9 protein-coding genes are annotated in these 11,068 nt (G+C 72.7%); 2 read left to right on the forward strand and 7 right to left on the reverse strand.

All coding sequences use genetic code 11. From position 1 onward, the window contains the following. Nucleotides 1–57: 57 nt before the first annotated feature. A complete protein-coding gene (gene ahcY, locus Q7F20_RS15735; protein WP_305741011.1) occupies nt 58–1,536 on the reverse strand; it encodes an adenosylhomocysteinase in 1,479 nt (492 codons plus the stop codon). Between the two features lie 102 nt (nt 1,537–1,638). Then, nucleotides 1,639–1,854 carry a DUF3499 family protein gene (locus tag Q7F20_RS15740; RefSeq protein ID WP_305741012.1) on the reverse strand — a complete coding sequence of 72 codons (216 nt, stop codon included), beginning with the start codon at nt 1,852–1,854 and terminating at the stop codon, nt 1,639–1,641. Between the two features lie 137 nt (nt 1,855–1,991). Here Q7F20_RS15740 and Q7F20_RS15745 point away from each other — a divergent pair, with 137 nt between their 5' ends. Further along, entirely contained in the window at nt 1,992–2,351 is a 360-nt protein-coding gene (locus Q7F20_RS15745) for a metallopeptidase family protein (protein WP_305741013.1), read from the forward strand. A gap of 16 nt (nt 2,352–2,367) precedes the next feature. Here Q7F20_RS15745 and Q7F20_RS15750 read toward each other — a convergent pair whose 3' ends face one another. From Q7F20_RS15750 to manA, 5 genes are all read right to left on the reverse strand, one after another. Then, nucleotides 2,368–3,771, reverse strand: coding sequence for a DUF5719 family protein (locus tag Q7F20_RS15750; protein WP_305741014.1), 1,404 nt, complete (start codon nt 3,769–3,771; stop codon nt 2,368–2,370). Further along, complete coding sequence (locus Q7F20_RS15755) at nt 3,768–6,605, reverse strand: glycosyltransferase (protein WP_305741015.1); 2,838 nt, start codon at nt 6,603–6,605, stop codon at nt 3,768–3,770. The genes Q7F20_RS15750 and Q7F20_RS15755 overlap by 4 nt, the downstream gene beginning before the upstream one ends. 117 nt (nt 6,606–6,722) lie before the next feature. Further along, nucleotides 6,723–7,055 carry a WhiB family transcriptional regulator gene (locus tag Q7F20_RS15760; RefSeq protein WP_370871708.1) on the reverse strand — a complete coding sequence of 111 codons (333 nt, stop codon included), beginning with the start codon at nt 7,053–7,055 and terminating at the stop codon, nt 6,723–6,725. A 202-nt stretch (nt 7,056–7,257) separates the two neighbouring features. Beyond that, complete coding sequence (galE, locus tag Q7F20_RS15765) at nt 7,258–8,220, reverse strand: UDP-glucose 4-epimerase GalE (protein WP_305741016.1); 963 nt, start codon at nt 8,218–8,220, stop codon at nt 7,258–7,260. Nucleotides 8,221–8,273: 53 nt separating this feature from the next. Beyond that, nucleotides 8,274–9,482: a mannose-6-phosphate isomerase, class I gene (gene manA, locus Q7F20_RS15770; protein ID WP_305741017.1), complete on the reverse strand. Its 1,209-nt coding sequence runs from the start codon at nt 9,480–9,482 to the stop codon at nt 8,274–8,276. Between the two features lie 51 nt (nt 9,483–9,533). Between manA and Q7F20_RS15775 the strand changes: the two genes are divergently transcribed. Then, nucleotides 9,534–10,913, forward strand: a complete 1,380-nt coding sequence (locus Q7F20_RS15775) for an O-antigen ligase (protein WP_305741018.1) — start codon at nt 9,534–9,536, stop codon at nt 10,911–10,913. The last annotated feature ends 155 nt before the right edge of the window (nt 10,914–11,068 follow it).

The raw sequence follows: 11,068 nt of genomic DNA on the forward strand, positions 1-11,068 counted from the left end.
GGCCCCCCCCCCCCGCGGCGCCCGCGCCCCGCGCCGCGCGCAGCCCGCGCCCCCGCGTCAGTACCGGTAGTGCTCGGGCTTGTACGGACCCTCGACCGGGACGCCGATGTACGCCGCCTGCTCCGGCCGCAGCGACGTCAGCGCCACCCCGAGCGCGTCGAGGTGCAGCCGCGCGACCTTCTCGTCGAGGTGCTTCGGCAGCACGTACACCCCCGTCGGGTACGACTCCCGCCGGGTGTGCAGCTCGATCTGGGCGAGCACCTGGTTCGTGAAGGAGTTGCTCATCACGAAGGACGGGTGGCCGGTCGCGTTGCCGAGGTTCATGAGCCGTCCCTCGGAGAGCACGAGGATCGAGCGGCCCGTCGGCAGACGCCACTCGTGCACCTGGGGCTTGATCTCGACCTTCTCGGCGCCGGGCAGGGACTCGAGTCCCGCCATGTCGATCTCGTTGTCGAAGTGTCCGACGTTCGCGACGATCGCGAGGTGCTTCAGCGCGAGCATCTCGTCGACGCCGACGACGCCGAGGTTCCCCGTGCACGTGATGACCATGTCCACCTGGTCGGCGACGTCGGCCAGACGCGCCACCTGGTAGCCGTCCATCGCGGCCTGGAGCGCGCAGATCGGGTCGACCTCGGACACGATCACCCGGGCACCCTGACCGCGGAGGGCCTCGGCCGCGCCCTTGCCCACGTCGCCGTAGCCCACGACGAACGCGACCTTGCCACCGATCAGCACGTCGGTCGCCCGGTTGAGGCCGTCGGGCAGCGAGTGCCGGATGCCGTACTTGTTGTCGAACTTCGACTTCGTGACGGAGTCGTTGACGTTGATCGCCGGGAACTTGAGCTCACCGGTGCGCGACAGCTCGTACAGGCGGTGGACGCCCGTGGTGGTCTCCTCGGTGACGCCCTCGATGTCGGCAGCGATGCGGGTCCAGCGGTCGGACGACTCCTGCAGCGAGGCGGCGACGGTGTCGAGGACGATCTTCCACTCGGTGCTCGCGTCGGCCCCGGCCTCGGGCACGCGTCCGGCCGCTTCGGCGTCGGCGCCGGTGTGCACGAGCATCGTGGCGTCGCCGCCGTCGTCGAGGATGAGGTTCGGGCCGATCCAGTCGGCACCGGCCGACGCGGCTTCGGCCGACCAGTCGAAGATGCGGCTGGTGCACCACCAGTACTCCTCGAGCGTCTCGCCCTTCCACGCGAACACCGGGACGCCGGCGGGCGACTCCGGAGTGCCGGTCGGACCGACGGCCACGGCCGCGGCGGCTTCGTCCTGGGTCGAGAAGATGTTGCAGCTCGCCCACCGCACCTGCGCACCGAGCGCGACCAGGGTCTCGATGAGGACGGCCGTCTGCACCGTCATGTGCAGCGATCCCGCGATCCGCGCGCCGGCGAGCGGCTGCGAGGGGCCGAACTCCGCACGCAGGGACATGAGGCCCGGCATCTCGTTCTCAGCGAGGCGGATCTGGTGTCGCCCCGCCTCGGCGAGGGTGAGGTCGGCGACGCGGAACGGTGCTGCGGTGCGGGCTTCGGTGGGCATGTGCCCAGTCTTCCACGCCGGGAGGCGCGGGTCGTCAGACGACGTCGGTGCCGTGAGCAGCGCCTCCTGGCACACCCCTGTGGAGGACCGGGTCCGACCGCGTCAGTCGGCGTCGCGGCGGAGCGGCTCGCGCCGCACGACCTGCCAGCCACGCGGCACGCGCAGCCGCGCCGCGTGGCGGGCGCAGAGGTCGTAGCCGTGGGGTTCGACGCGGGTGGAGAGGGGCCCGACGACGACCATGGAGTCCCCGTAGTCGTACGTCAGGGTCGCCGAGGCGCTCGCGCCACAGGCGACCTTGCTGCAGATCCTCACGTCCATACCGGCACCGACCCTACCGGAGCGGGGCGCGAGCGCTTCCCGCGTACGATGTGGGGATGCGTCGCAGGACTCGTCTCGTCACACCGGTCGACCGGGGCCGCGGGCGGTCCCGGCACGGACGGGGTGGACGCTCCAGCGTGACGGGCCCGGACCTCGCGCCGATCATCACCCGCGCCGAGACGTTCGATCGTATCGTCGGCGACACCGCGCACTACCTGCTCGGACTCTGGCCGGCCGAGCTCGAGGGCGTCGTGTTCCAGGTCGCGGACATGCCGACCGACACGACCCTGCCCGACCACATGCCGCGGTGGCGGGTGGACCGCGAGCAGCGCCGTGTCACCCTGTTCCGCATCCCCGTGGAGCGGGTGACGCGCAGCCCCGAGAAGGACGACACCGACAAGCGGATCATCGTCGAGACCGCGGTGTTCCGCGCGGTGGGCGAGCTGATCGACAAGGACCCGTGGGACCTCGCGCCCGACCGCTACCGGCACTGGTGACGGAGGGCCCGGTCGATCAGGGGTAGACCCGGACCGGCGTCGACACCTCGGTCGCGGCCCGCACCGGGAACCCGGCGATGCCGTCGTCGCCCATGTAGGTCACCCCGGCGACGAGCCCCTCGGTGCCTTGCAGCTCGAGCTGCTTCGCCACGGGGACGATCACGGTGCGGACGCCGCCGGCGACGACCGTCACGTCCTGCGTCTCGTCGCCGGAGCGGATCGTGACGTCGGCGTCGGAGCGCGTCGGGTTGACGAGGGTCAGGCGCTGGTTCTCGCCGGGCGCGACCGCCGTGATCGTGGACTCGCCGAGCGGCTCGGCGGAGGCGAACCACCCGACGTCCGTGCGACCGTCGTAGGTGGGCGTCGTCGTGCGGGCGCCGGCGACGAGCGGTTCCGTCGCCGTCACGGTGAAGGCGTAGCGACCGTCCGGGAAGTCGTCGAGGGAGACGTCGGTGACGACGCCCGGCTCGGCGGTCGCGTTGACGGTGGACCCACCGCCGTCGGCCGTCGAGATGCCGAGGGTGACCCGGGCCGCCTTGGTGCCGGGGACGAAAAGGCGCACGATCGGCGCCGCGTCGGCGGTGTCGTCGCCGCGCTGGGCCTCTTGCGCCCCGTCGAGGACGACGCCCGGGATGATCTGGGACGTCGAGGGCGCGGCGCCGCCGGAGATGATGTCGAAGCCGCCCGGGGTGAGGGTGCGGACGATGGACTCCTGCATGTGCGCGACGATCTGACCGCCCGAGGACTCGACGTGCACGACGGTGGAGCCCTGGTCGGAGACGAACCCCGAGAGCGGGACGACCTTCTGGGTGTTCGGCGCGACGACGATGCCGGTGGTGCCCGGGGCGCTGACGGTGCCCGAGCCGTCGTAGATCGACAGGTCGACGGTCGCGTTCACGTCGGTCGGGTTCGACAGCGTGACGAGGCTCGTGCGGCCGGTCTCGGTGGATCCGCCGACCAGCCACGTCGACTGGCTCGGGTCGTCGCACGACGCAGCGCCGACGCCGACGACGTCCCCGCTCGCGACGCTCTGGTAGCTGCTGCCGGCGACCTGCGGGGTCGTGTCCCCCGCGGGTGCGGTCAGCAGGCGCGGCTTGCTCCCGCCGGTCGCGGAGTCGTCGAGGCCGGAGCGCTCGACGCTCGACCCGGTGGTCGCGGTCGCGACGGTCGCGGACCCGACGGTGCTCGCCTTCGTCGCGTCGTTCCCGGCGTCGTCCGAGAGTCGGAGCGCGTTGCCGGCGCACACCCGTTCGGCGTCGGCGGGTACGGGGGTGACCGTCTTGCCCGCGGGACGTCCCGGGTCGGTGCCGGTCCCGAGGGCGTGCGCCGCGGTGACGGCCCCGGCGGCGACCACGACGGCGATCGCGGTCGCGGTGCCGCGGACGACCCAGCGGCGGACGGAGGCGGGGGTGCTGCTCATTCGTCGCGCTCCTCGTCGAAGGTGGTGGCGGGTTCCTCGGCCTCGATGACGTTCGAGGTGGCACGGCGACGGCGGGGCGCGGTGGGCACCGCGAGCAGTGCCGCCGCGCCGAACACCACGCCGAGGACCACGAGGTAGAGCACGTGCGTCGCCTGCGCCCCGGCCGAACCGGTGGACGGACGGTCGACGTCGCCCTCGTAGTGGAACAGCTGGCCGCTCGTCGTCTCACCGATGCTCGTGAACAGCGCGTTCTGGCCGATCGCACCGGCGGCACGGTCGTGGACCGCCTGCGCCCCGGAGCCGGTGGGAGCGTCGTCGAGCAGGACGAAGCTGACACCGAGCTGCCGCAGCGCGGGCTCGGGGTCGTACCCGCTCCGGCTCGCCAGGTTGCCCGCGAGGGTCGCGAGCTGCGCCCCCGACCGGCTGAGCGTGAGGGCCGTCGAGTCGAGCGTGGTCTGGTCGTCGAGCGTCGACCCCTGCCCGCGTTCGAGCGACACCGCGAGCGAGCCGTCGTCCTGCGGGTCGACGACGAGCGTGCCGACGTCGGGGTTCGCCTGCGCCTCGGCGTTCACGTAGGCGCTGAGCACCCGGCCGGAGGTGGGCTGGATCACCGCGTTGCCGAGGTAGAACGCCCCGAACGCCGGTGCCACCGTGACGGCGGCGACGACCGTCGTCACGAGGCCCGCGATCGGCGCCGTCCGTGGCAGCACGTCGATCCCGATGCAGGCGGCGGCGACGATGCCGAACCAGTACACACTCAGTCCGCTGCCCGGCCAGATGATCGTCGTCGTGGACCCGACGCCAGTCACCGTGACGTGGGTGGCGGCGAACGCGGTGGCGAAGCCGGCCAGCGCGATGAGGAGGGCAGCTCCGGCGACGGCCCAGCGGTGACCGAGCATCGCGCCGATCGCGGCGGCGGCGATCGGCAGCGCGAGCACCGCCATGAGCACCGGCAGGACCCAGGCCGCGAGGGCGAGCCCGGACGTTGTGGGCAACCAGCCGCTCCAGTCCGGCACCGGCTGGCCGATGGCGAGCTGGAAGGCCGACGGGGCGCGGGTGGCCGAGGGCACGCCCGGGTCCGCGAACACGGCGAGCACGTTGCCGCGGGCGACCTGCGCCAGCACGAGCGGCAGGAAGAGCACGGCGGCCGGCACCGGGATGAACACGCGACGGTGCGCCCGGCGCCACCCGACGGCGAGCGAGACGAGCCAGCCGAGCAGCAGCACCGGCAGCAGCGACGGCGCCGAGGCCGCGATCACGGCGAACAACAGGGACGCGCCCGAGGCCCAGGCCCAGGAGCGGTGCGCCTCGAGCACGGCGAGGAACAGCCACGGCAGCAGGACGTGCGCGATCACCGCGCCGAGGTGCCCGCTCGTGACGGCGCCGACGAGCGTCGGGGCGATCGTGTACAGCGCTGCGCCGATCACCGGCACCCAGGTCCGGGTCGTGGTCTTCCGGACCGCGAACCAGGCACCGAGCGCGGCGAGCGGGAACGCGACGAGCATGACGAGCACGACCGAGGTCGACGGCGACCAGAACGTGATGGAGCCGAGCACGGCGACGACGGCGGCGAACGGATCGCTCGGGCCGGTGAAGCCCGTCCCGATGGAGTGCCAGCCGTAACCGACGTTCTGCCACAGCCGGGCGACGTCGGTGCTGAGCGGCAGCAGACCGCCGCCGGTCAGTGCCGGCGAGCCGAGCAGCGGGTACAGGGTCACCACGCTGAGGACGGCCGCGGCGAGGACGACCCAGATGCCGCCGTCGCCGAGGAAGGACGCCCGGGCGATCGGTGCGTCCTCGACCCGTGCGAGCTCGACGTCGCGCGAGGTGGTCCGTCGTTCGTGCACCCGGCGCCAGCTCACCCGGAGCGGCTCCACCGCCGCCCACCCGAGTTTCTTGCCCCGCGCCAGGACCCGCCGTGAGCGTCCGGTCCCGCCGCCGAACGCGACCGAGAACGCCGCGGCGAGCTCGGCCCCGACCGCGGCCGGGTGCTTGGCGACGAGGTGCCCGATCGCGCGGCCGATCGCGAACGGCACGAGCGTGAGCCAGTGGATCCAGAGGACCCCGGCGGACGCGTAGGTCATCCGCCGGTGCAGCTGCGCCTGCCGGTGCATCCGGACGCGCCGACCCTCGGAGACCCGCTTGCGACCGAACTCCTCGATCGGCCCGGCGCTCGTCACGCGGGCCTCGGGGACGACGGCCACACGGTGTCCCGCCAGGCGCACGCGCACGCAGAAGTCCAGCGCCGCGTCGACGTTCGGCAGGGCGGGGTCGAACCCGCCGAGTTCGTTCCACACCGAGCGCCGCACGAGCATCCCGCCCGCGGCGACCGCCATCACGTCGGTGTTCCGGTCGTGCTGGCCCTGGTCGAGCTCGTCCTGCACGAGGACGATCGACCGGCCGAAGCGGGTCATGCTCTCACCGAAGGCCCGGAGCCGCGACGGGTCGTCGACGTCGACGAGCTTCGGGCCTGCGACGACCACGCTCGGCGCGATCTCGACCGCGGACAGCAGGTCCGCGAGGGCGGTGGGCGCCGGCGCGTTGTCGTGGCCGAGCAGCCAGAGCCACTCGTCGACGGGCTCGTCCGTGACGGCGGGCGGGGCCTCGCGTTCGCCACGGGCGACCGCCTCGCCGAAGGGGCGACCGGCGGGCAGGCGCAGCAGTTCGGCGGAGCCGCCGAACGAGAGGTCGGTGGTCGAACCGTCGGTCGACCCGAGGTCGACGACGACGAGGTTCTCGGGGTGACGCGTCTGGGCGGCGAGCGCGTCCAGGGTCCGGTCGAGGTGGTCCGCCCCGTTGGCGGCGACGAGGATCGCGGTGACTCTGGGCTGCATGACGGGCGTCACTCTACGGTCTGGAGGCACGGCTCGGCCTGCGGACGGCGGCGCGCCGTGAACCTGTGGGAGCCATCAACGACCGGTGCGCGTCGGACGCGCACCGTGCCTCCGGGGCTATGCCCGCTTTCGCAGCTTGCGGCGCTCGCGCTCGGACAGGCCGCCCCAGATGCCGAAGCGCTCGTCGTTCTCGAGCGCGTACTCGAGGCACTGGGCCCGGACCTCGCACGAGGTGCAGATCTTCTTGGCCTCGCGCGTCGAGCCGCCCTTCTCGGGGAAGAACGCCTCGGGGTCGGTCTGCGCGCAGAGCGAGTCCGCCTGCCAGGCGAGCGGGTTCTCCTCGTCGTCGGTCTCCGGACGCCGGACACCCGGGACGCCGAGCGCCACGGGGTCGACGTGCCAGTCCTCCGGTACTCCGGCGTGGAAGTCGGAACCGTTCACCCTGATCACCCCTGACGTCTCGATAACGGGACCACAACGATCGCTGTCGTTGCCTGTAATTACAGCGGTGTCATTCGCGAGAGTCAAGTCGCGGATCATAGAAGGCACTGACGGTTCCGGCGTGTCATGTCCCCCGTACGGGCGTGTCGCGGGCGGTCTGTCGGGGTTTCGGGGGACAACTCCGCGCCGACGAAGCGCGGGCGATCGCTCCTCAACCGATGCGGCGCCGGGCCTCCCACGCGCTCGTGACCATCTCGTCGAGCGTGTGGCGCATCGCCCAGTCGAGGTCGCGCGCAGCGGCCTCGCCCGTCGCGACGATCCGCGCGGGGTCACCGGCGCGTCGCGGCGCGATCTCGGGCTCGAACGCGATGCCCGTGCCCGTCGCCATGGCGTCCATGATCTGCCGGACGCTCACCCCGTCGCCGCTGCCGAGGTTGTACGCCCGCTCGAGGGTCTCGCCCGCCTCGAGCTTCTGCGCGGCGACCGCGTGCGAGTGTGCGAGGTCGGCGACGTGGATGTAGTCGCGCACGCAGGTGCCGTCCGGCGTGGCGTAGTCGTCGCCGTTGATACGGGGCGTGCGACCGGCGAGCAGGGCGTCGAAGACGAGCGGGAACAGGTTGTGCGGGCTGGCGTCGTATAGGTCCGGCTCCCCCGACCCGACGACGTTGAAGTAGCGCAGCGACGTCGTGGTGAAGCCCCGTGCGACCTCCATGTCGCGCAGCAGCCACTCGCCGATGAGCTTCGACTCGCCGTAGGGCGACTCCGGCGCCTTCGGGGTGTCCTCGACCACGGTCTCGACGTCCGGCGTGCCGTAGACGGCGGCGCTCGACGAGAAGACCACCTTGGTGACACCGTTCTCCGCCATCGCCCGCAGCAGCGTCGTCGTACCGGTGACGTTCTGCTCGTAGGTGTGCAGGGGCCGCTCGACGGAGACGCCCGCGTACTTGAAGCCCGCGACGTGCACCACACCGGTGACGGCGTGCTCGCGGAGCGTCCGGGCCACGAGCTCGCCGTCGAGGATCGTGCCCTCGACGAACGGGACGTCCTCGGGCACGAACCCCCGGAAGCCGCTCGAGAGATCGTCGAACGCGACGGTGTCGATGCCCGCCGCACGCAGCGCTCGGACGACGTGGGACCCGATGTACCCGGCGCCGCCGGTGACCAGCCAACTCATGCTGGCCACGCTAGCGGAACCGGCGCGGCGTCAGACCGCCACGAGCTGCGGGTTCACGCACCCGTGGCGATGAAGACCGTCGACGCCAGTCCGCTGCCGTTGTCGGCCTCGACCGTGACGTCACCCTCGTCCGGGGTGATGTAGCAGGACTCCCCCTGGCGCAGGAGCGTCGCGGACGTCGCGCCGACGAGCGTCACCGCGCCCGCCGTGCAGATCGCGATCGAGGGGCCGTGCAGCGGGGCCACGCCGCCGGACGCCAGACCGACCGGGCGTCCGTCCCCCGTGACGCGCAGCAACGCGAACCCGACGCCGTCGGGGGCGAAGCGCTCGACGCCGGGGGCGACGGACTCGGGCGCCAGCACGGGCGCCGGGTAGGCGGTGAAGTCGAGGACGCGCAGCAGCTCCGGGACGTCGACGTGCTTCGGCGTGAGGCCGCCGCGCAGCACGTTGTCGGACGGGGCCATCAACTCGATGCCGAGCCCGTCGAGGTAGGCGTGGATGTTCCCGGCCGGCAGGTACATCGCCTCGCCGGCGGCGAGCGTCACGCGGTGCATGAGCAGGGAGACCACGATGCCGGGATCGCCCGGGTAGCTCGCGGCGAGGTCCCGCACTGTCGCGGTGTTCGGCGTGAGGGCGTCGTCGGCGAGCGCTGCGGCGAGGTCGCTCACGGCCTGCACGACCGCCTGCGCCGAGGAGTCACCGGTCTCGAGCCAGCGCACGGTGTCCTCGAGCCCGTGCTGCAGGTGCGCGGCCAGGGGGCCGAGCCGGCCGGACCCGGCATCGAGCGCCTCGACGTCGGCGAGCGTGTCCGCGACCGGGCGGAAGCCGCTCAGCGCCTCGAAGCGTTCGCTGAGCGCCACGACGAGCTCGGGCTTCGGGAACGGGTCCTTGTAGTTGCGGGCCGGGTCGTCGATCGGGACGCCCGCTGCCTCCTCGCGCTCGTAGCCCTCGCGCGCCTGCTCCGGGGTCGGGTGCGCCTGCAGCGAGAGCGGCGCGGCGGCCGCGAGGACCTTGAGCAGGAACGGGAGTCCCGTCCGGTCGGGGCCGAGGGCGTCCTGCGGTTCCGCGGTGATCCAGTCGAGGAGCGTGTCCGCGCCGCCGACCATCGCCGGGTTCACGACGACGCTCGGGCTGCCCGGGTGCGCGCCGAGCCAGAGCTCCGCCTGCGGCGCGCCGGTGACGGTCCGTCCGAGGAGCTCGGGGATCGCCGTGACGGATCCCCACGCGTAGTCGCGGGGCGTGTTCGTGATGCCGAGGAACATGCGCACGAGCCTATCGGCGGTCGACGTGCGCTCCCCGGGTACCCTGGCGTCGTGACGAACACCTGGCCGTTGGCGCGCGGATCCGTGCCCGAGCGGGAGGCGTTCGCGTTCGGCGCGACGATCCTGTTCGTGCTCTTCGCCGGCGACGCCGTGCCGAACACGCTCACCTGGGTCGGTGCCGGCCTGCTCTGGGCTGCCGCCGCCGTCTGGGCCACGACGATCATCGTCCGCGCGCGCCCGCCGCTCACACGGACACCGCGAGCGCTCTGGCTCTTCCTGGCCTGGTGCCTGGTGTCACTCGTGTGGTCACACTGGCGTTTCGCGACGATCTCGAGCCTCGCCGTCCAGGTCATCTGCGCGGGCGCCGCGTTCGCGATCGCCTCGACCCTCACCTGGCGTCGCATCACCGACGCGCTGAGCCTCGCGCTGCGCTGGGTCCTGATGGGGTCACTGCTCTTCGAGGCCTTCGTCGCGGTCGTCCTCCGGCACCCGATCGCACCGGCGTGGACCGACTACGGCGACCGGAAGATCCCGGATGCGTTCTACTTCTCGCGAGCCGAGCTCTTCACCGGCGGGCGCATCCAGGGACTGCCCGGCAACGCGAACCTCCTCGCGATGGTCGCGCTCCTCGCGGTGATCGCCGTCGCCGTCCAGTACGCCGAGGGGCGGATCCGCCGCAACCGGGCGATCGGCTGGACCGTGGTGGCCTTCGTCGTCCTGGCGCTCACCCGGTCCTCGACCGTCCTGGCCGCAGGACTCGTCGTCCTCGTCGCACTCGCCGTCGCGCTCTGGATCCGCCGCGTCCCGACCGACCGTCGGACACCGCGCTACCTGGCCATCGCCGCCGGGGCCGTGGTCGTCGGCGTGCTCGGGTTCCTCGCCCGCGGGCAGGTGTCCGAGCTGCTCGGCAAGGGGTCGGACGCGACCGGCCGCGGCGTGATCTGGGAACGCGTGATCGGGCTCATCCAGGAGCACGCGGTCGTCGGGTGGGGCTGGATCGGGTACTGGTGGCCGGGCATCCCGACCCTCGCGGACCTGGTCCACCGCAAGGGCGTGACCTACCTGCAGGCGCACGACGCGTACCTCGACGTCTGGATGCAGACGGGAATCATCGGGCTCGCGATCTTCGTGGTGTACGTCGTCACGACCCTCAGCCGCTCCTGGGCGTCGGCGACCCGGATCGGGTACGACGCGTCGCTCGCCCCCCGTCCGTTCGACCCGGTCTCGCTCCTGCCGCTGCTCGTGGTCGTGGCACTCCTCGTGCAGTCGATCGCCGAGTCGAGACTGCTCTACCAGGGCAACTGGGTGCTGTTCGCACTCATCGCGATCAAGACCCGGATCGTGCTCGTCGGCGAGGAACCCGTGTCCGCGGGCGACGGTCCCCGGACTCCCCCGGCCCGTCGCGAGTTCCGGACGCCCGCGCGCCGCTGACGCCGGTCACGGCCACGGCCACCGACCTCGTCGTCACCGCTCGACCAGGCGCTCGCAGGGCACCGCGGCCCGCCACGGCGCGGTCCGGAGCACGACGGTGGGCAGCGCCGGGTCGGCACGGCAGGCCTCGGCGGCCGCCGGGACCTGGGCGGACC

Origin of the sequence: Curtobacterium sp. A7_M15, assembly GCF_030705415.1 — a bacterium.
Taxonomy (GTDB): domain Bacteria; phylum Actinomycetota; class Actinomycetes; order Actinomycetales; family Microbacteriaceae; genus Curtobacterium.